This window comes from Actinomadura rugatobispora, assembly GCF_042656285.1.
GTDB classification, from domain to species: Bacteria; Actinomycetota; Actinomycetes; order Streptosporangiales; family Streptosporangiaceae; genus Spirillospora; species Spirillospora rugatobispora.
In genome coordinates, this window is sequence record NZ_JBHSON010000026.1 from 1 (window position 1) to 23,086 (window position 23,086).

The window sequence follows — 23,086 nt, forward strand, 5'->3', positions numbered from 1 at the left end:
TGCCTGGTGATGCTGGGCGATGCCATCAACGAGAAGAAGAACTCCGGCGAGGCCAAGGAATCGCTGGAGGTCGTGGACGTCTCCCAGCTCCTCATCCGCTCCATCAAGGGCGAAGGCACCGCCGAATGACCTCCTGGACGAACGCGAACAGGCCCCTGAGCCCATCGGTCGTGGTTGGGCCCAAGGGCTTGGAACACGGGTGAAAAAATCGGGAGAGCGTCTTGCTCGATCGAGTCGGCCCGGGGAGCGTCCGTGCGGATCGGTTCACTGTCCGCGCTGACCATGACGAGGGCCTGTCCGGTCGTGCCTGGTGGAGTGGGTCAGGACGAAGCGCCGCTCCCAGGTGTGGCGGCGAGCAGTTCGCGCGCCATGATGATCTGCTGGATCTCCGCCACGCCTTGGGCGACGTCGAAGAACACCGACTCGCGGTAGAGACGTTCCACCACCATGTCCTTGGTCAGCCCGTACGCGCCGCACACATGCAGCGCCGCCTGAGCGGCCTCCCGCGCGGCCCGTCCCGACACGAGACGGGCCGCGGCGGCCTCCGCGGCGATTCTTTCCCCCCGGTCGAGCAGGTCGGCGCAGGTCAGGACCAGGGACTCGGCGCCGACGACATCCGCGGCGGCCTTTCCGAGGAGCGCCTGCACGGTGGGGAAACGCCTGCCTATCGGCGTGCCGCGGTACTCGCGGGTCAGAGCGTAGGACGCGGCCTCTTCCAGGGCCCGCGTGGCGATCCCCACGCAGATCATCGACGCGCGCACCTTGCCGAACGCCTCACCGGCCAGCATGACCTCGAACCCGCTGTCCAGGCCGCCCACCAGGCCGTCGTCGTCCACCCGCACGTTATCCAGGGTGACCGGCCGGGCCTCCGTCCCACCCATCGACAGCACCTCGCTCGGCCGGCCGGCCTGCCAGCCCGGGAGAGAGGTGTCCACCAGGAACGCTCCCAGCGCCTTGTCGGAGGTCCTTGCGAACACCAGCGCCAGCTGGGCCTGTTCGGAGAAGGAGATGAACTGCTTGGTGCCCGAGAGCGTCCAGCCCGTGCCGTCGCGCCGGGCCTGGGTGGTGATCTGACGGGGGTCCGAACCGGTCGCCGGCTCGGTGAACGCCCACGCCGCCATCAACTCTCCGGAGACGAGTCCCGGGACGAAGCGCTCGATCTGCGTGGGCGTGCCGTGCTTGAGCAGGGTCATCGCCACCTGGATGGTGGTGCCGGGGTACAGCGCGGCGACGGCGCAGTGCCGTGCCACCTCGCGGCTCGCCACCATGTAGGCGCGGACCGTGCCGCCATCGCCGCCGTACCGCTCGGCGAACGGCAGCCGGGTCATTCCCAGCTCGCAGACCGCCCGCCACAACTCCGGAGAGAAGCGCTGGTCACGGTCGACCCGCGGGGCCAGCGGGGCGACCGTCTTGGCGGCCTGACCGTCGATGGCGGCGCGCAGCTCCTCCAGCTCCGGCTCTACGCGAAGTCTCACCACGCCTCCGCCAGGGTCGGCAGTCGATGCATCGTCATGGCGAATAAGTTAGATAATATTGTTAATATGTCAAGTTCCAGGCCGGTCCTGCCGGTGGAAGTGCCCGGACCGCAGCCGGGCGTGGCCGACCCCCGGTGGTCAACCGTCCTGTCCCGGGCGGCAAGCCGGCGGCGCAGTGTGCGGGTGGCTTCGACGCCGACGAGCATCCGCGGCCGGACTCCATGCTGGAGAGGGCCGGTGCTCGGGCGCACGGCCGTCTCGGATGACCGACATGCCCTCGCCAATTTAGCCGTAACAGAATAAAGAGATAACTTATTAAATTCTGCTACCCTAGCGTCATGAGAGCTGACACTGCACCGGCCGCTCCCGTCCGGTGCGGGGCGGAAGGCGGAGGAGCGTGACCGAGTCCACCGAGTCGACGACGGGGCCGGGAACGCTGGGCCGGCGCGTCCGCGTCCCCAAGATGGCCGAGCTGGTGGCCGCGCAACTGCGCCGCAAGATCGTGCGCGGTGAGCTGGCCGGCGGGGCGGCCCTGCCCGCCGAGACCACGCTGATGGAGGAGTTCTCGGTCTCGCGGCCGACGTTGCGCGAGGCCTTCCGCGTGCTGGAGTCCGAGGCGCTGATCAGCATCCGGCGCGGTGCCCGGGGCGGCGCGCGGGTGCAGGTTCCGCAGGGAGAGGTCGCGGCCCGGTACGCCGGGCTGGTCCTGGAGTACCGCGGCACCACGCTCCAGGATCTCTACCAGGCCCGGAACCTGATCGAGGCTCCCTGCGCGGGGCTTCTGGCGCAGCGGGCCACCGATGACGACCTCGACCGGCTGCGCACCGCGGTGCGCGAGGCCGAGCTGCTGATCGATGATCCGCCGGCGTTCATCCGCGCGCACATGCAGTTCCACGCGCTGGTGGTCGACATGTCGGGGAACGAGACCATGCGGGTGCTCAACGGCATGGTGCGGCACATCATCGACCAGGCGAACTGGTCGCATGTGGATCTCGACGCGGGCAGCCCCGAGAACATCGTGGCGAACCGGGAGGGCTTCCGGGCCCACGTGCGGCTGGTGGAGCTGGTGGCCGCCCGGCAGTCCGAAGCCGCCGAGGAACTGTGGCGGGCCCACCTCGAGGCCGCGGGGGAGTACCTGTTGAACAACCAGTCGATGACCACGGTGCTCGATCTGCTGGGCTGAGGCGAGCCGGGTCCCTTCTCGAGTGGGCCCGGCGCGCCTCCCGAGAACCGGAACGGGAACCCTGCCTCAGAGGCGGTGCTCCTTGCCGGGAATGGTGAGTCCCGAACGAATCCGGGCTCCTTTATGGCTGCCAGGTTGGACCAACCGCCTTTCACGCGGTCGGATACTCGTCCCGGTGCTCCGGCGCGGCGACGGCCGGGAGGATCTGTGCGAAGCGTCCCTTGGCTCTCTTCATCCCTGCAGGGAATCCGCGCCGCCCAGGGCGGACTTGCCTCTGAGGGGCACCTTCGAGCGGCGCGGAGTCGCGCTCGTCAGGAGTCGGACGGTGCTTTCCGCAGGAGGGTGCGCACGGCGACGGCGCCCTCGATGGTGGCCTGGGCGCCGGCGTCGCCCGTGATCAGGTTGAAGGAGCGGCATCCCGCTCGCACGTACGGCAGCAACGCCGCCGCCACGTCCTCGGGAGTCCCGTACGGGCTGTAACGCTCGAACTTCTCGAAGGGGGTCCGGTAGAGGCGCTCCATCATGGTGGCCAATCCCGGACGGGCCTCGCCGGGGGAGTCGCCGAAACCGCACCAGACGTGCATGCCGTGGCCCCACCGCTTGACCTGGCGGCCGCGTGCCGAGGCGAGCTCGGCGATCCGGGCGCAGGACGCGGCGTACCGCTCGGGCGTGGTCCACAGCCCGAGCCATCCGTCGCCGTGCTCCGCCGTACGGCGCAGCGCCGCGTCGGACCGGCCTCCGACCATGATGGGCACGGCGACCTCCGGCGCCGGCCGGACGGACACGTCGTCGAGCGTGAAGAACTCGCCCGACGCGCTCACCTCCGCGCCGCCGAGCAGCGCCCGGACCAGTGGGATCGCCTCGTCCATCCGCCGCCCGCGCGTCGCCGGGTCGACGCCGCACGCGCGGTACTCGGCGGGGTCTTCCCCGCCCACGCCGACACCGAAGACCACTCGGCCGGGGGCCAGGCCCGCCAGAGACGCGACCTGCCGCGCCACCGGAACGGGATGGCGCAGGGGCAGCAGGTAGACCGCCGTCTGGACGGTGACGCGCGTCGACAGCGCCGCCAGCGCCGTGGCGTGGAGGAGGCCGTCGAAGCCCTGGCCTCCCTTGAAGGTCACGTGGTCGCCGACGAACAGCCGGTCGATTCCGGCCTCCTCGGCGTCCGCCACGAAATCCCGCAGCGCCGCCGCGTCGTGGAAGAGCTCGTGCGGCACGCGCACTCCCACGGTGATCTCATCGTCCATCTGTCCTCCGTACCGTCGAAAGGGGGTGCGCCGCGGTCTGATCAAGGCGGGGACGCCGTTTCGCGGTTCCCGTCAGGGCCTTGGCCGCGGTACTTGTGGCCACTTCGAGCAGGCCCTAGGCGCCCATGCTGAGGCCGCCGTCCACGGTGACCACCGATCCTGTGATGTAGCCGGCGCGCTCGTCCAGCAGGAACCTCACCGCGTGCGCGAGTTCTCCAGGGTCGCCGCGGCGGCCCAGCGGGATCATCGCCCGGATCGCCTCCTGTGCCGGAGCGGGCATCACGTTGGTCATGTCGGTCTCGAAGACCCCGGGCACGACCAGGTTCACCGTCACGCCCTTGCGCGCCACCGACCGCGCCAGCGAACGGGTCAGTCCCAGCAGCCCCGCCTTGGCGGCGGCGTAGCCCGCCTCGACGGGGCTGCCCATCGCGGCCGTCACGCTGCCGATGTTGACGATGCGGCCGAACCGCCGGTCGGTCATGGGCTCCAGAACCGCCTGCGCGAGGTGGAACGGGCCGCTGAGGTTGGCCCGCAGGGCGTCGTCCCACTCCTCCTGGGTCATCGCGCGGACCTTGTTCTCGATCAGGAGGCCGGCGTTGTTCACCAGGTGGTCCAGCCGGCCGTGCGTTGCCAGGACGTCCTGCACCAGCCGCCGGCAGAAGGCGCGGTCTCCCACGTCGCCCCGGTGCAGGGACAGGGAGCCGCCGTCCGCCGCCACCTCGTCCGCGAGTCGGCGGGCGGCCTCGTCGTCTCGGGCGAAGACCGCGGCGACGTGCACGCCCTCGGCCGTCAGGACGCGCGTGATCGCGGCTCCGAGCCCTCGGGTGCCGCCGGTCACCACGGCGACCCGGCTCGGCTCGCAGGCCGCGTCCGCGTCGTGCCCGTTGGGGGAGGCGGTCACCGGCGCGCCGCCCCGTCCAGCCTGGCGCGCACGGCCTCGCGCTGGAGGGGACTGCCCACATTGCGCTCCATGAACGCGCGCTCGGCGCGGAATCCCGCCTTCATGGCCTCCTCGTCCCAGGCGCGGTTCAGCATGCTCTTGGCGGCGCGCACCGCCGCCGGGTTGCGGCCGGCGATCTGCGCGGCGATCGCCAGCGCCTCCTCCCGCGGGTCGGCGCACACGCGTGTCGCCAGCCCGATGCGGACGGCCTCTTCCCCGGTGACCTTCCTGGCGGTGAGGGTGAGTTCCTTGGCGACGTCCACCCCGACCAGGCGCGGCAGGATCTGCGTGCCGCACATGTCGGGCGTCAGCCCCCAGTCCATCTCCAGGACGCCCATGCGCGCGTCCGGTGCCACCAGCCGGATGTCGGCGCCGAGGGCCAGTTGCAGCCCGCCACCGAGCGCGAAGCCGTGAACGGCGGCGATGACCGGGACCTCGTGCACCTGCCACACCCAGACGGCTTTCTGTCCCCGGCCCAGGACCAGGCCGGGGACGCCGAACTCGTCCGGCGGATCCCCGGCGTCCTCGACCGCGGCGGGCCGCCAGGGGCGGGCGTCCGCCTGGGCCTGGAAGGCGGCGAAGTCCAGTCCGGCGGAGAACGCGCGGCCCTCGCCGGACAGGACGATCGCGCGCAGGCCCGCCTCGTGCCGGAGCCGTTCGCCGACCCCGATGAGCTCGGCGAACATCGCGTCGTCGAGCGCGTTGAGCTTGTCCGGACGGTTGAGGCGCACATCGGCCACACCGCCCTCCAGCCGGCAGAGCACCCGGTCCATGGCCCGTCTCCTCGCACAACGCGTCGTAATCAGTTAGTTCATATAACTTAAATTCCGCCGCCTCGGGCGTCAACGCGGAATCTCGGGCGCGGGGTCGAGGTGGTCGAGAACATCCTGGTGGCGCTCCCGGACGGCCGGGAGGGGCCATTGACACGGTTCGGGGCGCGTACGTACGCTCGATATAGTTAAATCTTTCAGATTCGGTATGTGAATCTGACGCTACCTCCGTCCGTCCGGGGGCCGGATGGGGTCGAGGAGGAGAGGCCGTGACCAGCGCTCGGGAGACCATCAGGAGCTTCGTCGGCTCCGGTGACCCGTTCGACAGACCATCGGAAGAGGTGCGCGCCCTCCAACTGGAGGCCGCCCGTGAGTGCTTCGGCGAGCACCGGGAGCGCATCCCATTGCTGCGCCGCCGAGCGGACGAGACGGGCGTCAAGGAGATCCGCGCGGAGGGCGACATCGTCCCGCTGCTGTTCTCCCACACCAGTTACAAGTCCTACCCCCTCTCCTACATCACCTCGGGACACTGGGACCGCCTCCTGCGCTGGTACTCGACGGTCTCGGTGGTCGAGACGGGCGAGGTCGACGTCGACGGCGTGACCGACATCGACGACTGGATCGGGCGGCTGGACGCGGCCGGCCACCGGCTCTACATCACCAGCGGGACGTCGGGAAAGGTCTCGTTCCTCAACAGCACCGCGGCGGACCGGGACCTGCTGGGCCGGATCATGGCCAACCTCACCTGCTGGCCTGACCCGCTGCCGCCCGAGCGCGTCCGCCGGGGCTACATCCTGGCGCCCGCCAGCGGGCCGATGCGCTCCATCGACGGTTTCCGGATGCACGCCGACCTGTTCGTGAAGGAGGGCGAACTGCGGCTCCTGACGGAGGACTCGCTGCGCGTCTCCGAGCTGATGCACAGCGGGCTGCTCCGCAAGAAGATGGTCGACGGCACCGCCACCCCGCAGGAGGTCAAGGAGTTCGAGAACGCCTCCGGCGAACGCGAGGGGGTGATGCAGGCCGCGCTGGACGGGCTGCTCGACGACATCGCCGAGCACCGGCGCGAGCCGCTCTTCATCGCCGGGATGAACAACCAGCAGTGGGCCCTCATCCAGGGCCTCCGGGCGCGCGGCGTCCCCGACGGGGAGTTCCACCCCGACTCGCTGGTGCTCGCCGGAGGCGGCAACAAGAACCAGGTCCTGCCCGCGGACTACATGAAGCAGTTCGGCGACTTCTTCGGCGGCGTCCGCAGGGTCCGCAGCTACGGCATGACCGAGTTGCAGGGCTCCTGCCCGTCCTGCGAGAAGGGCAACTACCACATACCACCGTGGGTCCTCCCGCTGGTCCTCGACGAGCCGGGCGAACGGCTGCTCAACGAGGACGAGGGAGTGGTGGAGGGGCGCTTCGCCTTCCTCGACCTCTCCCTGGAGGGCCGCTGGGGCGGGCTGATCAGCGGCGACCGGGTGAAGGTCGACTTCTCCGCGTGCGCGTGCGGCAGGACCGGTCCCACGGTGCTGCCCGACGTGTCCCGGTACGGCGACCTCGGCGGCGACGACAAGATCACCTGCGCGGCGACACTCGACTCCTACGTGAGGGGGATGATCCAGGCATGAGCGGCACGGTACTGTCCGGCACCGGCGGTGACGCGGTGACGACCCGAGGGCCGGTTCCCGTGGTCCACGTCGTCCAGGGCGCCGTCCAGCAGGGCACCGACATCGTCCACGGCCGCACGGGGGCGGAGTTCGCCACGCCCGCTCTCGACCTGGACCACCTGGTGTGGTCCAGGACGGAGCCGGGACCGGCCTTCGAGGTGCCCGTCGCCGAGATCGTCGATCTGCTGGTGGAGACCGGCGAGCGGCTCAAGGCCGATGCCGACGGCCTGCTCGCCGAGGCGCTGGAGCACATGGTCGAGGTCAACCCGCTGCCGCGGGAGGTCCTGGAGCGGGCGTACGCCCGGCTGTGGCGCAGCTTCGACCGCGCGCAGATCCAGGCGCAGATCGACAACGAGCTCGGCGGCTCCGACGTGCTCGACGGCTGGCGGGAGGTGGCGCTGCCGGGCGGGCGCGTCGGTTCGATCCGCGCCTTCCCGCCGCGCCTGGTGCACATCCTGGCCGGCAACGCTCCCGGTGTGGCGGCCATGTCCATCGTGCGGGGCGCGGTGACCAAGGGCGTGAACCTGCTGAAGCTGCCCTCCAACGACCTGTTCACCGCCACCGCGATCCTCCGCACGATGATCGCGCTCGCTCCCGGGCACCCGGTGGTGCGCTCCTTCTCGGCGGCGTACTGGCGGGGCGGGGACGAGACCGTGGAGAGCACGATCTTCCGCGCGCAGTTCTTCGACAAGCTGGTCGCCTGGGGCGGCGAGGCCACCATCCGGGGCGCCCTGAAGTACGTCGGCCCGGGGTTCGAGCTGGTGTCCTTCGACCCCAAGTCGTCGATCTCGTTCATCGGACGGGAGGCGCTGGCCTCCGAGGAGGCTCTGGGGGAGGCCGCCGAGGCCGCCGCCGCCGACGCCACCTTCTTCAACCAGGCCGCGTGCGTGGCCAGCCGCTTCCAGTTCGTGGAGGGGCCGGTGGAGAACGCCGACCGCTTCGCGGCGGTCCTGTGCGAGCGGCTGGGGGTGGCGCGCGAGTTCTCCTCCGCCGGCGGCCCGAAGGTCGGCGGCGAGCTGCGCGAGGAGATCGAGGTGCTGCGCGAGCTGGAGGAGGACTACCGGGTCTGGGGCGGATACGACGGCCGCGGGCTGGTCATCCGCTCGCCCGAGCCCGTGGAGTTCCACCCCGACGGCAAGATCGTGAACGTCGTGCCCGTGCCCTCGCTGGCCGACGCCGTCCGCCACGCGGGCGTCGCGACGCAGACCGTCGGCGTGTACCCGGCCGCGCGCAAGGTGGAGCTGCGCGACGCCCTGGCGTCCGCGGGCGTGCAGCGCGTGGTGCCGCTCGGCGGTGCGGGCGGCATGCCGCCGGGGCTCGCGCACGACGGCTTCTACCCGCTGCAGCGCCTCATGCGATGGGTGAACGACGAATGAGCGACCGGACGCCGGCGACGCACTGGATGATCACCGGTGTGTCGAGCGGGCTGGGCAGGGCGCTCGCCGAGGCCGTGCTCGAACGCGGCGGGGTCGTGGTCGGATCCCTGCGCGACAAGGAGCGGGCGGCCGACTTCGAGGCGCTCGCCCCGGGGCGCGCGTTCGCGATCCTGCTCGACGCCACCGACCCGCCCGAGGTGCTGGCGGAGCGCGCCGCCCAGGGACTGCGCCTGGCCGGCCACATCGACGTCCTGGTCAACAACGCGGGCTACGGCCTGCTGGGCGCGGTCGAGGAGGTGAGCGAGGAGGAGATCCGGCACCAGATGGACACCAACTTCACCGGTCCGCTGCGGCTCGTCCGGGCGCTCCTCCCGCACTTCCGTGAGCGCCGCCGGGGCCATGTCGTGAACATCAGCTCGGTCGCGGGGTTCACCGGCCAGCCGGGGCTGGGGATCTACAACGCCTCCAAGTTCGCGCTCGAGGGGCTGTCGGAGGCGCTGCGGCTGGAGCTCGCGCCGTTCGGCATCGGCGTCACCATCGTCGAGCCGGGCGCGTTCCGCACCCGATGGGCGGGGCCGGGGCTGCGGCAGGCCGGGCGGCGCCTTCCCGAGTACGAGGTGGTCACGGCCATACAGGGAGGGCTGGAGCGGCTGGACGGAGCGCAGCAGGGCGACCCCCGGCGCGCCGCGGCGGCGATCATCAGGGCCGTCGAGGCGGCCGAACCGCCCGGCCGGCTGCCGTTGGGAGCCGATGCCGTGAAGGCGGTCCGGGGCAAGCTGGCCGGTGTCGGCGGTGAACTGGACGCCTGGGAGGACGTGGCCGTCTCGACGGCGTTCGAGCCCGCCGGTCCCTGACCCGGCGCGGGCCCGGCCGGACGGGCAGCGTCTATGGGTGCCCGCGGGCGCGGTGGAATCCGCCCCGCGGGCATCCGTCGAGGAGGCCGATCAGATGCACGCCGGTCATCGCCCGCTCCACCTCGGGGGCCGCTTCTCGCTGAACGCGCGCGGTCCTTCGAGCGCGTCGTGACTCTTGGCGATCTCGTCGTGCGAGGTGTCGTTCAGTGCCCAGGCCTCCGGCTCGGGAAGGCGTGCGGACACGTGCGCCACGGCCTTGCTGGCGCGCACCGCGAGCGGGGCGTTGGCGGCGATGGACGAGCCGAGCTCCACGGCGGTCGTGAGCGTTTCCGCGGGACGCACCACCTGGTTGACCAGGCCCCACTCCAGTGCGGTCGCCGCGTCGATCGGCTCGCCCGTCAGCAGGAGCTGGAGGGCGCGCCGGGTGCCGACGATCCCGGGCAGCCGTACCAGCCCGCCGCCGCTGGCGAGAACGCCCCGCTTGACCTCGGGCAGCGCGAAGCGCGCGTGCTCGCCGGACACCACCAGATCGCACGCCAGCGCCAGCTCCAGCCCGCCGCCGTAGGCCAGGCCGTTGACCGCCGCGATCACCGGCGTCGCGATCCGGTCCCGGACCAGCTCCGAGACGACGCGCGGCCCCGGGACGGAGGGGTCCGCGCGCCCGGCCAGCTCGTGCAGATCGCCTCCCGCGCAGAAGGCGCGCTCGCCGGATCCGGTGATGACGATCGCCCGCACGGCCGGGTCGGCGTCCGCGGCCGCCAGCGCCCGCTTGAAACGGCGGGCCAGCCCGGTGGTGATCGCGTTCATCGACCGCGGCCGGTTGAGCGTGAGGACGCGGACGGGGCCGTGGCCGGTGACGAGCAGCTCCCCGCCGCCCGCCACCGGCCCCCCGTCGGTGAGAGATGCGGTCATAGAATCAACTTAATAGGTTGAATTATTCAAGTCCAGCGGGAAGGTGGAAGGCATGGCGGCCGAGGCCCTGCCCAGCCGGGAGGACCGGTGGGAGTACATCCCGCCGGAGTTCCGGATCCGTGACGACGAGCGTTTCCTCAGCATCCCCGACGCCGTGCGGGTCGCGGCCGCGCGCCACCCCGGCCGCGAGGCGATCATCGAGGGGGACCTGCGGCTGACCTTCGCCCGGCTGGAAGAGGTCATGATCGACGCCGTCCGGGCGGCGATGGCGCTCGGCGTCCGGCCGGGGGACCGGGTCGCGGTCTGGGCGCCGAACTCCGCCCGGTGGATCCTGGCCGCGCTGGCCGTCCAGGGCGCCGGCGGGATCCTCGTCCCGCTCAACACCCGCTTCAAGGGCGAGGAGGCCGCCTACATCCTGCGCAAGAGCGGCGCGACGGCCCTGTTCACCGTCACCGGCTTCCTCGGCAGCGACTACCCGGGCATGGCCCGGCGGGCGGCCCCCGACCTCGCGGCGCTGGCCCCCGGCCGGGTCGTCGTGCTCTCCGGCGAGGCGGCGACCGGTGACCTGTCCTGGGAGGAGTTCATGGCGGCTGGGGCCCCGGTCGGCGAGGACCGGGCCCGCGCCGCGGTCGACGCCGTCGCCGGCGAGACCGTCTCGGACATCATGTTCACCTCCGGAACGACCGGGCGACCGAAGGGCGTGGTGCTGACCCACGGCCAGTCGCTGCGCGCGCACGGCTGGCTGGCGCGGGTCATGGACTTCCGCGCCGGCGACCGGTACCTGATCATCCCGCCGTTCTTCCACACCTTCGGGTACAAGGCCGGATGGATGGCGTGCATCGTCCACGGGGCGACCATCCTGCCCCAGACGGTGTTCTCCGCCGGCACGGTGCTGGAGACCATGGAACGGGAGCGCGTGTCGATCCTGTGCGGCCCGCCGACCCTCTTCCAGGACCTTCTCGCCTCGCCGCGCCTTCCGGAGGCCGACCTGTCCGCCCTGCGGGTGGTGATGGCGTCGGCGGCCCAGGTCCCGCCGGAGCTCAACCGCCGGATCCGCGAGGTGCTCCGTCCGGAGATCCTGCACAGCGGCTACGGGCTGACCGAGGCGACCTCCCTGGTCACCGCGACCCGGCCCCGGCAGGACGACTTCGCCGACATCACCACCACGGTCGGCCGGGCGGCGTGGGAGGTGGAGGTGCGCATCGTCGATCCCGAGGGGCGCGACGTGCCGCGCGGCACCGCCGGCGAGCTGTGGTGCCGGGGCTACACCGTGATGTCGGGGTACTGGGACGAGCCCGCCGCCACGGCGGAGGCGATCACCGAGGACGGCTGGCTCCGTACGGGAGACGTCGCGGTGATGGACGACCGCGGGTTCATCCGGATCGTCGACCGCATCAAGGACGTCGTCATCGTCGGCGGGTTCAACGTGTACCCGGCCGAGGTCGAGCGCATCCTCGGGGAGCACCCGGACGTGGAGTCCATCGCCGTGGTCGGCGTCCCCGACGAGCGGATGGGCGAGGTCACGGCCGCCTTCGTGGTGCCCCGGCCGAGCGCCGCCCTGGACGCGGAGGAGTTCAGGACCTGGGCGGCAGGGCTCATCGCGGGGTTCAAGGCACCGCGCCATGTGGCGGTCGTCGAGGCGCTGCCGCGCAACGCCGGCATGAAGGTCCTGAAGAACGAGCTGCGTGAGCGCGCTCGCGACCTCGTCCAGCGCGGGTCAGGGACCGGGCAGGGGAGTCCCTGACCCGCACTGCCGGCGGCCGCCTACCGGGAGTCCGCCTTGAGATCGGCCATGACGGGCGTCCACAGGTCGATCTCGTGCTCGTAGGGGGCGTAGAACTGGAAACGGGTCACCAGGTCGCCGAAGCGCTCGGTGAGGACGGAGGCGATCCGCTCGGGGGGACCGACGACGGCGAAGGCGTTGAGCACCTCGTCGTCGATCGCGTCGCCCATCGTGGTCCACTTCTCCGGGTCGTCGCCGCGCGACAGGGCGTGCAGCTCGTCGCCCAGCGCGCCCCAGCCGTGCAGGTCGAGGACGCCGCGGTAGGCCGGGGTGCTGGCGTAGAAGGCGATCTGTTCCCGGACGGCGCGGACGGCGGCGGCCAGCGACTCCTCGGTCGTCCCGGTCGCGGTCAGCGGCAGACCGACCACCTCGAATCCGTCCCCGGACCGGCCGGCCTTCTCTCGACCCCGGCGCACGGTCGGCAGGGTGACCTCGCGGATGTAGCGCTCGGTGGTGAAGCCGTGCAGGAGGATCCCGTCGCAGACCTCGCCGGCCACCTCGCACATGGCCTCGCCCACGGCGGCGATGACGATCTTGGGGGCCGGGGTGGGGAGGGGGCCGGGGGAGAAGAAGGGCGTCATCAGAGTGTGGCGGTAGAAGTCGCCCTCGAAGCTCAGCTTCGAGCCGTTCTGCCAGCTGTCCCAGATGGCGCGGATCGCGCTCACCATTTCCCGCATGCGTGCGGCGGGCCTGCTCCAGGGCATCGAGAAGCGCCGCTCGATGTGCGGCTTGACCTGGCTGCCGAGGCCCAGGATGAAGCGGCCCTCGGTGTAGCGCTGCAAGTCCCACGCGGTGTGGGCCAGGGTCATCGGTGATCGCGCGAACGCGACGGCGATGGCCGTTCCCAGCTCCAGCCGCCGGGTGGACTGCGCCGCGGCGACGTGCGGGAGGAAGGGGTCGTGCTTGGACTCCGACGACCACAGGCCCGCGTAGCCCCGCTCCTCGTGCTCGCGCGCCGTGGCCGCCATCTGCTGAAGTGACCCAGTGGTCAGCTTTCCGTCTGCCTGCATGGAGGCAGCTTAAATGATTCCGCTGATATAGTTAAATAATTCATCGTTCCGATCGGAGGAGGCACATGTCGAACGTCGTCATCGTGGAGGCCGTGCGCTCGGCCGTCGGCAAGCGGCGGGGCGGTCTCTCCCACCATCTGGCCCCCGACCTGTTCGCCGACGTCCTCGGCGGCCTGGTCGCCCGCGCGGGCATCGACTCGGGCGTCGTCGAGCAGGTGACCGGCGGGTGCGTGAGCCAGGTCGGCCAGCAGTCCGGCAACATCACCCGCACCGCCTGGCTCACGGCGGGGCTCGACCAGAGGACCGCCGCGTCGACGATCCACGCCCAGTGCGGCTCGTCCCAGCAGGCGTTCACCCTGGCGTACGGCATGGTCGCGGGCGGGGTCGCCGAGGCGGCCGTCGCGGGCGGCGTGGAGTCGATGAGCCAGGTCCCCATGGGGTCGAGCACCCTGCCCGAGCTGGGACCGGCCAGGACGCCCCGCTACGAGCGGCTCTACGAGATAACGTCGCAGTTCGAGGCGGCCGACCGCATCGCCGAGGCATGGGGCCTCACCCGCCCCCAGCTGGAGGAGTTCGCCGTCCTCTCGCAGGCGCGGGCCGCCGCGGCCATCGCCGAGGGCCGCTTCGCGAGCCAGATCGTGCCCGTGGAGGCGCCCGTCGCCGGCGAGGACGGGACGATCGTCGGTACCGGGATCGTCGACACCGACGAGGGGCCCCGCCCGACGACGCCGGAGGGGCTGGCCGGCCTGCGGGTGAACCAGAAGGACCGGCCCGGGGCGCTGCACACGGCCGGGACGTCCTCGCAGATCTCGAACGGCGCCTCGGCCCTGCTCCTCATGACCGAGGAGCGGGCCGGGCGGCTGGGGCTGACGCCCCGCGCCCGGATCGTCGACTCCCTGATGGTCGGCAGTGATCCGGTGATGCTGCTGACCGGCCCGATCCCGGCGACGCGGGCGATCCTGGAGCGCAACGGCCTCACCCTGGACGACATCGACGTCGTGGAGATCAACGAGGCGTTCTCCTCGGTCGTGCTCGCCTGGGGGCACGAGCTCAAGGCCGACTTCGCCAGGGTCAACGTCAACGGCGGCGCGATCGCGCTCGGGCACCCGCTCGGAGCGACGGGCGGCGTGCTGCTGACCAAGGCCCTCAACGAGCTGGAGCGGACGCGGGGCCGCTACGGCCTGGTCACGATGTGCCAGGGCGGCGGCATGGGCACGGGGACGATCATCGAACGGCTCTGAACCGGGACCGCCGGCGAGGCGGTGTCCGGGGACGGTGACGCCCCCGGACACCGCCTCAGATCACCCGCTTCGCCGCGAGATCGGCGATCGTGTCCTCGTCCAGGTCCAGCAGGCCGCTCAGGACGTCGCGGGTGTGCTCCCCCAGCACCGGCGGTGCCGCGTAGTCCTCGACGGGAGTGCCGGACATCCTGATCGGGTAGCGCAGGCCGGGGATCGGCCCCGCCGTCTCGTGCGCCATCTCGATCGGCAGCGCGCGGTGCCGGACGTGCTCGTCGCCGAGGGCCGAGCGGATGTCGTTGACCGGGCTCACCGGCACGTCGGCCGCGTCGAGCACCTCGATCCAGTGTCGCGCCTCGCGCTGGACGAAGATCGCCTCCAGTACCTCCAGCAGTTCCAGCCGGTGCTCGATCCGCGCGGAGATGCTGGAGAACCGGGGATCCTCGATCAGCCCGGGGTGGCCGATCGCGCGGCACGCCCGCCCGAACTGCGGGTTGGTGGTCGCGACGATGAAGAACCGGCGGCCGTCCGCGCACTCGAACGCCTGGGAGGGGATCCCGCCGAATCCCCCGTTGCCCCGCCGTTCGGGCACGTCACCGGAGACCAGGTAGTTCTGGACGTAGTGCGACATCGACGCGATCCCGCAGTCCAGCAGGGAGACGTCGAGGTGCTGCCCCGCGCCGTGCAGGTCCCGGTGCCGGAGCGCCGCCAGGAGGGCGGTGCCGGTGTACAGGCCGGTCAGGATGTCGATCAGGGAGAGCCCGGACTTCATCGGGCCGGCGCCGGGGGTCCCGTCCGGGTGCCCGGAGACGCTCATCATGCCGCTGAGCGCCTGGAAGATCCCGTCGTACCCGGCCCTGCGCTCGTACGGACCGCTCTGGCCGAACCCCGTGACCGAGCAGTAGATCAGCCGGGGGAAGCGCTCGCGCAGGTCCTCGTACCCGAGCCCGTACTTGGCGAGGACGCCGGGGCGGAAGTTCTCCAGGAGGATGTCGGAGCGGCCGATCAGGCCGAGGAGCACCTCCCTGCCCCGGTCGGTGGTGAAGTCGAGGGTGATCGACCGCTTGTTCCGATTGCAGCTGAGGTAGAAGGCCGACATGCCCGCGGTGTCGCCGTCCAGGAAGGGCGGGCCGTACTGCCGGGCGTCGTCCCCGGTCGCCGGGCGCTCGACCTTGACGACCTCCGCGCCGAGGTCGCCCAGCATCTGACTCGCCAGGGGGGCCGCCAGGATCCGGCTGAGGTCCAGGACGCGGACCCCGTGAAGCGCGCCGTCGCTCACCGCTCATCTCCTCGTTCGGGTTCACTGAATATAGTTCAATAGATTAAACTTTTTTGATGGCGCCCTGTGGTCAGGGCGGGTGAATCAGATAGATTATTACATTATTGTCGGGTCGTGGAGGGATGCGAGATGACCGGGACGGCGAGTGCGGCCGAGCCGCTCGTGCGGGGCATGACATGGGAGGACATGGAGGAGGGCGCGGCCTTCCGCACGGCTTCGAGGACCGTGACCGAGACCGACCTGATGAGCTTCGTCCACCTCGGCGGCTTCAACGAGCCGCTCTTCTACGACGCCCGGCACGCCTCCGAGGGCGGCTACACCGGGAGGCTCATCCCCGGTGCGCTGGTCTACGTGTTCGCCGAGGGCCTCATCCTGCAGACCAACGTCCTGCACGGCACCGGGCTGGCGTTCATGCACATGGAGTTCACGGTCGAGCGGCCCACCTATGTGGGGGACACCCTGCACGTGGTCGTGGAGACGACCGGGTCGCGCCCGTCCAGCAAGCCCGGGCGCGGGGTGGTGAGCACCCGCTGCGGTGTGATCAACCAGCGTGGCGAGGAGGTCGCGGTCTTCACGCCCGTGCGGCTCATCCGCGGGCGTGACTTCGAGGCGAGTTAGAGCGGAGCCGGGAGGAGTCGTCATGGAGTTGGAGAACCGGTTCACCGTGCCGGTGGGCGTCGACGAGGCGTGGAAGGTGCTGCTCGATGTCGAACGGATCGCGCCCTGCATGCCGGGCGCCGTCCTCGAGTCGGTCGACGGGGACGGCTTCGCCGGCAAGGTCAAGGTCCGGCTCGGCCCCATGTCCCTGACCTACCGGGGGAAGGCGTCCTTCACCGAGAAGGACGAGCGAGCGCACCGCGCGGTCATCGCGGCCTCGGGGAGGGAGGCGAAGGGCGCGGGAACCGCCAAGGCCACCATCACCGCGGCCCTTGAGGAGCGTGGTGCCGAGACGCTGGTCCGCGTGCGGACCGATCTGGCCATCACCGGACGTCCGGCGCAGTTCGGCCGCGGCATCCTGGAGGAGGTCGCCGGCTCCTTGATCGGCCAGTTCGCCGACGCGCTGGCCGCCGAGGTGTCCGCCTCCCCGCAGAGCACGCCGGCCCCCGGCGAGGCCGGCCCGGTCGACGCCGGACCCGCGGCGCACGCACCCGCGGCGACGACGGGCCCAGCGGAGGTGAACCTGATGAAGGCGGCGGCCTGGCCGATCGTGAGGCGGGCCTTGCCGCCCCTCGCCGCCATGCTCCTTGTCCTTGCCTGGATGGCGCACCGCCGTAACAGGCGGCCCGAACGGACCGCGTAACCGAACGAAGGAGTCCGCGGCGATGAAGCCCGCTGCGTTCGAGTACCACGTCCCATCGACGGTGGCCGAGACGGTCGGCATGCTGGCCGAGCTCGGCGACGACGCCAAGATCCTGGCGGGTGGCCAGAGCCTGGTGCCCATGATGGCGCTGCGGCTCGCCCGGCCCGAGCACCTGGTGGACGTCAACCGTGTCGCCGGGCTGACCGGCGTGAGCCGGGAGAACGGCTCCCTCGTGGTCGGCGCGGCCACGCGCCACGCCACCCTGCAGCGTGATCCTGAGATCGCCTCGGCGGTGCCGCTGCTGGCCAGGGTGGCGCCTTTCATCGGGCACTTCCAGATCCGCAATCGCGGAACGCTCGGCGGCTCGCTCGCGCACGCGGACGCCGCCGCCGAACTGCCCGCGGTGGCCCGCGCCCTGGACGCCGAGTTCGAGGTGGCCGGGCCCGGCGGCGCCCGCCGTGTCGCCGCCGCCGACTTCTTCCAGACCCTGTTCACCACGGCGCTGGAGCCGGACGAACTGCTCGTCGCCGTGCGGTTCCCGGTGTGGGAGCCGGGTAGCGGGTTCGCGGTCGCGGAGGTGGCGCGCAGGCACGGCGACTTCGCCCTGGCCGGGGCCGTGTGCGGGGTCCGGGTGCGCTCCGGCCGTATCACCAGGGTCGCGATCGGCCTGATCGGAATGGGCAGCGTCCCGGTGCGCGCCGAGGCCGTCGAACGCACCCTCATCGGCACCGAGGCGGCGGGGCTCGACCTCGCCGACGTCGGCGCGCAGGCGGTGGCCGACGCGGACCCGCCCGCGGACGTGCACGCCGGCGCGCGCTACCGCGCGAAGGTCGGCGCCACGCTCGTCGCCCGCGCCCTGTCCACAGCGCTCGAGGAGGCGAACCGTGGCTGAGATCACGACGGCACAGGAGTCCGGCACCGAGACCGAGGTCGCGATGTCGGTGAACGGCGTCGCGCGGCGCGTGCGGGTCGAGCCGCGCAAGACGCTCGCCGACACCCTGCGCGAGGATCTCGGCTTGACCGGGACCCATCTCGGCTGCGAGCACGGCGTCTGCGGAGCCTGCACCGTCCTGCTCGACGGCGAGGCCGTGCGGGCCTGCCTGATCTTCACCGTCCAGACCGAGGGGTCCGAGGTCACGACCATCGAGGGGCTCGCGGCCGACGCCGACTCCCTCACGCCGGTGCAACGGGCCTTCCGCGAACACCACGGGCTGCAGTGCGGCTTCTGCACCCCCGGTTTCATCATGTCGGCGACCGCCCTGCTCCGGGACGACCCCGACCCGGACGAGGAGGAGATCCGGGAGGGGCTGTCGGGCAACCTGTGCCGGTGCACCGGCTACCAGGGCATCATCCGCGCGGTGAAGACCGCGGCCGAGGAGGCGGGGCACCAGTGAGCACGGACCCGTTGAGGACCGCCCCGGCCGGTTCTCCCGCGACGCAGACCGCGCCCTTCGGCGCCACCGCCGCGCGCTGGATCGGCCGGCGCATGCACCGCCGTGAGGACATCCGCCTGATCACCGGCCGGGGCCGGTACATCGACGACCTGAACCGGCCGGGCACCGTGCACGCCGCCTTCGTACGCAGCACCGTCGCCCGCGGCGCCATCACGGCGGTCGACACCACCGCGGCCCGGGAGGCGCCCGGTGTGGTCGCGGTCCTCACCGCGGCCGAGGTGAACTCGCCCTCGCACCAGTTCTGGCAGACGATGACCGGCCCTGAGTCGGTCGGCACGCCAGGGCGGGTCCTGGCCGACTCCGATGTCCGGTACGTCGGCGAGCCCATCGTGCTCGTCGTCGCCGAGTCGCGCTACCAGGCGGAGGACGCCGCCGAACTCGTCGAGGTCGACATCGACGCGGAGGACCCCGTGCTCGGCTTCGCCGCCGCGCTCGCCGAAGACGCTCCCCGGGTGCACCCGGAACTGGCGAGCAATGTGGCCGAGGAGGTGCCGACCCCGGAGATCCCGGGACTGGACGAGCGGTTCGGCTCCGCCCCGCACGTGTTCACCGAGACCTTCGACCAGCACCGGTACCTGTGCGTGCCCATGGAGACCCGCGGCATCGTCTCGCAATGGGACCCCTGGACCCGGCAGCTCGAACTGGCCATCTCGGGCCAGGGAGTGCACGAGCCGCGCCTGTTCTACTCCCGGATGCTGGGCATCCCCGAGGACGCCATCCACGTGACCATGGGCGACGTGGGCGGCTCGTTCGGCCAGAAGATGTTCCCGATGCGCGAGGAGCACGCCGTCGTCATCGCCTCCCGGCTGATCGGCGGCCGTCCGCTCAAGTGGATCGAGGACCGGGCCGAGAACCTGATCGGCGGCGGGCACGCGCGCGAAGAGCGGATCGAGCTCAGGGTGGCCACCGACGAGCGCGGAGTGCTGCTGGCCGCCGAGGCCGACCACCTGGAGGACGTGGGCGCCTACCCCGTCCCCGGCAACGGCATGACCGCCGGGACCGGTGCCGTGATGTTCCCCGGCCCGTACCGGTGGGCGGGACCCGGATCGGTGCGCTACACCGGACGCGCCGTGTACACCAACACCTGCGGGCACTGCGCCTACCGCGGCCCCTGGATGATGGAGACGACCGGGCGCGAGCAGATGATGGACGTGATCGCGCGTGATCTCGGCATCGATCCGCTGGAGATCCGCCGGCGCAACGTCATCTCCCGGGACGAACTGCCGTTCACCACACCGTCCACCCTCGTGTACGAGACCGTCAGCCCGGCCGAGACCCTGGAGCAGGCGGCGGAGCTGATCGGCTATGAACGGTTCCGCCGGGAGCAGGAGGAGGCCCGTGGGCAGGGCCGCCTGCTCGGCATCGGGCTGTCGCTGTACGTCGAGCCGCAGTTCGGGTTCGGCCACCTCGGCACCGAGGCCGCGACGATCCGGATCGAGCCCAGCGGCAAGGTCAACGTCTACATGGGCACCGGAAGCCACGGGCAGAGCGTCGAGACGACCATGGCGCAGATCGTCGCCGACGAACTGGGCGTGCCGATCGACGACGTGCGCGTCGTCCAGGGCGACTCGGCCGCGACGCCCTACGGGCCGGGCACCGGCGGCAGCCGGACCGGCGCGATCGCCGGGGGCGCGGCGCACGCCGCAGCCGCGGCCATGCGCGAGCGCGTTCTGGGGATCGCCGCGCATCTGCTGGAGGCGAGCCCGGACGACGTCGAGATGGTCGACGCCGTCGCCCGGGTGCGGGGTGTCCCAGGAGGGCCCGCCGTGACGCTCGCGGAGATCGCCGCGGTCGCCTACATCGACAGCGACGCGCTGCCGTCCGGCGGCGAGCCGGGCCTGGAGGTCTCCAAGCGGTACAAGTCGCCGGCCTTCATGTTCTCCAACGCCTGCCACGCGGTGACCGTGGAGATCGACCGCGAGACCGGCACGGTGGAGATCCTCCGCTACGTGGTGTCGGAGGACTGCGGGAACATGATCAATCCCATGGTGGTGGAGGGGCAGATCGCGGGCGGTGTCGTCCAGGGGATCGGCGGCGTCTTCTACGAGCACATGATCTACGACGCCGAGGGCAACCCCACCACCACGACGTTCATGGACTACCTGCTGCCCACCGCCGCGGAGGTGCCCGACCTCGAATACGGGCATGTCGTCACCCCGTCCGGCACTCCGGGCGGGTACAAGGGCCTGGGCGAGGGCGGGGCCATCGCGTCCCCGGCCGCGCTGGTCAACGCCGTCCGCGACGCGCTCGCCCCGCTCGGCGTGAAGGTGAACCGGCAGGCGCTCTCGCCCGACCGGATCCTCGACTTGATCGACGGCGCCGGGAGGCCGGCGGGGACGGCATGAGCGGGCGCTCCGAACTAGCCGGTTTCACGGGACGGCGCTCACTCCCGACGACGCCGCCCGTGCCTCTGACCGAGCCCGCCACGGAGCCGGTGGATCGGGGTCCGACGTGACCGGCGGTCTCGTCGAGCATCTGACCTTCATGAACGGCTGCGCGGCGCGCGTCCCGTTCCGTGCGCTGCTGCCCGCCGTGGCGGCGGCCGGGTTCGACGCGATCTCACTGTGGCCGAACGTCTGGCGGCACGCCCTGCGCCGGGACGGGCTCACCTTGGCCGCGATGAGATCGATGCTCGATGACCACGGGCTGGGAGTGGCCGACTGCGACTCCTGTCGCGACTGGATACCGGGGCCCGACGGTGCGGCACTCGCGCTGCCGGGGCCGGCGGCGGACCGTCGCGAGATCTTCGAGGTCTGCGCCGCCCTCGGCGCCGGCACCGTCGTGGCGGTGCACCACGGATCCGGCGGGCTCGTGCTGGATCGCGATGCCGCGGCGTTCGCGGCGCTCTGCGACGACGCCGCGGAGCACGGTCTGCGAGTCGCGCTGGAGTTCATCCCCTTCACCCCGGTGCCGGACGTGGCGACCGCCTGGTCGCTCATCGACGCGGCGGGCCGGCCGAACGGGGGAATGGTGTTCGACGTCTGGCACCACGTCCGCAGTGGCGCTCACGACGGCCTGCCGGACACCGTGCCGGCCGCGCGCATCTTCACGGTGCAGCTGGCGGACGGTCCGCTCGAACCGCCCGGACCCGATCTGGAGGAGGAGGCGAGGAGCGGACGGCTGCCGCCGGGCGCGGGGCAGATGGGCCTTGCCCGGCTGCTGAGGATCCTGCGGGAGCGCGGCGTGCGCGCCGCCGTGGGCCCGGAGCTGGCGCTGCCGACGCACGCCCGGCCGCTCGAAGCACTGATCGCCGAGGTCGCCGCGGCGACCCGGAGCGTGCTCGCGGCGGCCGAAGTGAAGACCCGTCCAGCTGTGTAGATCCGTGGCGGTGGCGGAGCGGTTGAGGGTCTGCACATTACATGTAACATGAAGAATGCAGCTTGAATGGAAGGGGCGGCGTGACGGAGATCGAGGCCGAAACCGGGGGAGTGCTGGCGGGCCTGCGCGTCATCGACGCGGCGACCCTCTACGCGGGTCCCTTCATCTCGACCGTCCTCGCCGACCACGGCGCCGACGTGATCAAGATCGAACCGCCCGGCGGTGACCCCTACCGGACCGGCGGCAGCGCGCTGTGGGCCCTGCTGGGGCGCGGGAAGCGCTCGATGACGCTGGACCTGCGCCAGGAGCGGGGGCTCGCGATCCTCCGGCGGCTGGCCGAGCACGTGGACGTCGTCATCGTCAACCTGCTGCCGGACGCGCTGCGGCGGCGGGGGCTCGACTGGGAGACGCTGTCGGCCCTCAATCCCGGGCTGATCCAGGTCTGCGTCACCAGCTTCGGACTCGACGGCCCGCGCGCCAACGCTCCGGGTTCGGGCACGCTGGGCGAGGCGTTCTCCGGTCTCACGCACCTCACGGGGCACCCCGACGGAAAGCCGATGCTCGCCTCCGCGCCGGTCGGCGACGCCGTCACGGGCTACGTGGGCGCGTTCGGAGTGCTGGCCGCGTGCTACGAGCGCGCCCGCACGGGTCGCGGCCGGCTGGTCGACGTCAACCCCGTCGACTCCCTGCTCCATCTGCCGGCGCCCGCCCTGGCCGAGTGGACGGAGGGCGCTCCAGTGCCCGGCCGCCTGGACGGACGCCTGGCCGCCCCCGCGGTGCGCAACACCTTCCGCTGCCGTGACGGCACCTGGGTGGCGATCAGTTGCAGCACCCCGCGCCACCTCGATCAGCTGCTCGACTCGGTCGGGTACACCGGCGCCAGGCTCGGCGACGGCGACGCCTACGACGCCGCGGTGGCGGCCTGGGTCGGCCGGCACGACCGGACGTCGGTCATCGCGCGACTCGGCGAGCGCCGTCTCCCGGTGGTGCCCGTGCACGACGCGCGCACGCTCCATGAAGACGACCACGTCCGGGCGCGCCGCGCCCTCCGGCAGGTGGCCGCCGCCGAGGCCGGCGAGCGGTGGGTCCCGGCCGCGGCGCCGAGGTTCGTCGCGGAGCCCGACGCGGACGCCGCGAGTGGGAACGGCACGTCGGACGAGTGCCCCGGCTTGGGCGAGCACACGGTCGCCGTACTGCGCGACCTCCTCCATCTCGACGAAGCAGCGATTCAGCGGCTGCGCGAAAGCGGCGTCGTCTAGGCCGGCGACGCCCCTCGTCATCGAACCCCGCGGAAC

Annotated in this window: 20 protein-coding genes; 13 read left to right on the forward strand and 7 right to left on the reverse strand. The window is 71.9% G+C overall.

What is annotated here, in order from left to right; genetic code table 11:
* Nucleotides 1–320: 320 nt before the first annotated feature.
* Nucleotides 321–1,475, reverse strand: coding sequence for an acyl-CoA dehydrogenase family protein (locus ACFPZN_RS19665; RefSeq protein ID WP_378283475.1), 1,155 nt, complete (start codon nt 1,473–1,475; stop codon nt 321–323).
* Nucleotides 1,476–1,872: 397 nt separating this feature from the next.
* Between ACFPZN_RS19665 and ACFPZN_RS19670 the strand changes: the two genes are divergently transcribed.
* On the forward strand, nt 1,873–2,658 hold the full coding sequence (locus ACFPZN_RS19670) for a FadR/GntR family transcriptional regulator (protein ID WP_378283477.1): 786 nt from the start codon (nt 1,873–1,875) through the stop codon (nt 2,656–2,658).
* A gap of 311 nt (nt 2,659–2,969) precedes the next feature.
* On the opposite strand, the gene ACFPZN_RS19675 is transcribed toward ACFPZN_RS19670, so the two are convergent.
* The 3 genes from ACFPZN_RS19675 to ACFPZN_RS19685 all read right to left on the reverse strand — a co-directional run bounded on the left by ACFPZN_RS19675 (nt 2,970) and on the right by ACFPZN_RS19685 (nt 5,618).
* Nucleotides 2,970–3,905, reverse strand: coding sequence for an LLM class flavin-dependent oxidoreductase (locus ACFPZN_RS19675; protein WP_378283478.1), 936 nt, complete (start codon nt 3,903–3,905; stop codon nt 2,970–2,972).
* A gap of 115 nt (nt 3,906–4,020) precedes the next feature.
* A complete protein-coding gene (gene fabG / locus ACFPZN_RS19680; protein ID WP_378283479.1) occupies nt 4,021–4,806 on the reverse strand; it encodes a 3-oxoacyl-ACP reductase FabG in 786 nt (261 codons plus the stop codon).
* Nucleotides 4,803–5,618 (reverse strand): crotonase/enoyl-CoA hydratase family protein, encoded by an 816-nt coding sequence (locus tag ACFPZN_RS19685; protein WP_378283480.1) that lies wholly within the window; start codon nt 5,616–5,618, stop codon nt 4,803–4,805. The genes fabG and ACFPZN_RS19685 overlap by 4 nt, the downstream gene beginning before the upstream one ends.
* Before the next feature lie 266 nt (nt 5,619–5,884).
* On the opposite strand from ACFPZN_RS19685, the gene ACFPZN_RS19690 reads away from it, so the two are divergent.
* From ACFPZN_RS19690 to ACFPZN_RS19700, 3 genes are read left to right on the forward strand one after another with little or no spacing between them, the layout of a single operon-like run.
* Nucleotides 5,885–7,228: a hypothetical protein gene (locus ACFPZN_RS19690; protein ID WP_378283481.1), complete on the forward strand. Its 1,344-nt coding sequence runs from the start codon at nt 5,885–5,887 to the stop codon at nt 7,226–7,228.
* Nucleotides 7,225–8,643 (forward strand): acyl-CoA reductase, encoded by a 1,419-nt coding sequence (locus ACFPZN_RS19695; RefSeq protein ID WP_378283482.1) that lies wholly within the window; start codon nt 7,225–7,227, stop codon nt 8,641–8,643. Before ACFPZN_RS19690 ends, ACFPZN_RS19695 begins: the two co-directional genes overlap by 4 nt.
* Entirely contained in the window at nt 8,640–9,497 is an 858-nt protein-coding gene (locus ACFPZN_RS19700; RefSeq protein WP_378283483.1) for an oxidoreductase, read from the forward strand. The genes ACFPZN_RS19695 and ACFPZN_RS19700 overlap by 4 nt, the downstream gene beginning before the upstream one ends.
* 105 nt (nt 9,498–9,602) lie before the next feature.
* Here ACFPZN_RS19700 and ACFPZN_RS19705 read toward each other — a convergent pair whose 3' ends face one another.
* A complete protein-coding gene (locus ACFPZN_RS19705) occupies nt 9,603–10,409 on the reverse strand; it encodes an enoyl-CoA hydratase-related protein (RefSeq protein ID WP_378283484.1) in 807 nt (268 codons plus the stop codon).
* A gap of 52 nt (nt 10,410–10,461) precedes the next feature.
* On the opposite strand from ACFPZN_RS19705, the gene ACFPZN_RS19710 reads away from it, so the two are divergent.
* Nucleotides 10,462–12,153 (forward strand): AMP-binding protein, encoded by a 1,692-nt coding sequence (locus tag ACFPZN_RS19710; RefSeq protein ID WP_378283485.1) that lies wholly within the window; start codon nt 10,462–10,464, stop codon nt 12,151–12,153.
* Between the two features lie 20 nt (nt 12,154–12,173).
* On the opposite strand, the gene ACFPZN_RS19715 is transcribed toward ACFPZN_RS19710, so the two are convergent.
* Nucleotides 12,174–13,202: an LLM class F420-dependent oxidoreductase gene (locus tag ACFPZN_RS19715; RefSeq protein ID WP_378283486.1), complete on the reverse strand. Its 1,029-nt coding sequence runs from the start codon at nt 13,200–13,202 to the stop codon at nt 12,174–12,176.
* Nucleotides 13,203–13,267: 65 nt separating this feature from the next.
* On the opposite strand from ACFPZN_RS19715, the gene ACFPZN_RS19720 reads away from it, so the two are divergent.
* Nucleotides 13,268–14,443, forward strand: a complete 1,176-nt coding sequence (locus ACFPZN_RS19720) for an acetyl-CoA C-acyltransferase (RefSeq protein ID WP_378283487.1) — start codon at nt 13,268–13,270, stop codon at nt 14,441–14,443.
* A 55-nt stretch (nt 14,444–14,498) separates the two neighbouring features.
* Here the strand turns inward: ACFPZN_RS19720 and ACFPZN_RS19725 are convergent, their stop codons facing one another.
* Nucleotides 14,499–15,719, reverse strand: a complete 1,221-nt coding sequence (locus ACFPZN_RS19725; protein ID WP_378283489.1) for a CaiB/BaiF CoA transferase family protein — start codon at nt 15,717–15,719, stop codon at nt 14,499–14,501.
* Between the two features lie 129 nt (nt 15,720–15,848).
* Here ACFPZN_RS19725 and ACFPZN_RS19730 point away from each other — a divergent pair, with 129 nt between their 5' ends.
* From ACFPZN_RS19730 to ACFPZN_RS19760, 7 genes are all read left to right on the forward strand, one after another.
* Complete coding sequence (locus tag ACFPZN_RS19730) at nt 15,849–16,337, forward strand: MaoC family dehydratase (RefSeq protein ID WP_378283490.1); 489 nt, start codon at nt 15,849–15,851, stop codon at nt 16,335–16,337.
* Between the two features lie 22 nt (nt 16,338–16,359).
* Complete coding sequence (locus ACFPZN_RS19735; RefSeq protein WP_378283491.1) at nt 16,360–17,019, forward strand: SRPBCC family protein; 660 nt, start codon at nt 16,360–16,362, stop codon at nt 17,017–17,019.
* Between the two features lie 22 nt (nt 17,020–17,041).
* Nucleotides 17,042–17,911, forward strand: a complete 870-nt coding sequence (locus ACFPZN_RS19740) for an FAD binding domain-containing protein (protein ID WP_378283492.1) — start codon at nt 17,042–17,044, stop codon at nt 17,909–17,911.
* Complete coding sequence (locus ACFPZN_RS19745) at nt 17,904–18,413, forward strand: (2Fe-2S)-binding protein (RefSeq protein WP_464042556.1); 510 nt, start codon at nt 17,904–17,906, stop codon at nt 18,411–18,413. Before ACFPZN_RS19740 ends, ACFPZN_RS19745 begins: the two co-directional genes overlap by 8 nt.
* The gene (locus ACFPZN_RS19750; protein WP_378283493.1) at nt 18,410–20,818 is read left to right on the forward strand and encodes a xanthine dehydrogenase family protein molybdopterin-binding subunit; all 2,409 of its coding nucleotides are present in this window, start codon (nt 18,410–18,412) and stop codon (nt 20,816–20,818) included. Before ACFPZN_RS19745 ends, ACFPZN_RS19750 begins: the two co-directional genes overlap by 4 nt.
* Nucleotides 20,819–20,924: 106 nt before the next feature.
* Nucleotides 20,925–21,791, forward strand: coding sequence for a sugar phosphate isomerase/epimerase family protein (locus ACFPZN_RS19755; protein ID WP_378283494.1), 867 nt, complete (start codon nt 20,925–20,927; stop codon nt 21,789–21,791).
* 80 nt (nt 21,792–21,871) lie between these two features.
* On the forward strand, nt 21,872–23,050 hold the full coding sequence (locus ACFPZN_RS19760) for a CaiB/BaiF CoA transferase family protein (protein ID WP_378283496.1): 1,179 nt from the start codon (nt 21,872–21,874) through the stop codon (nt 23,048–23,050).
* The last annotated feature ends 36 nt before the right edge of the window (nt 23,051–23,086 follow it).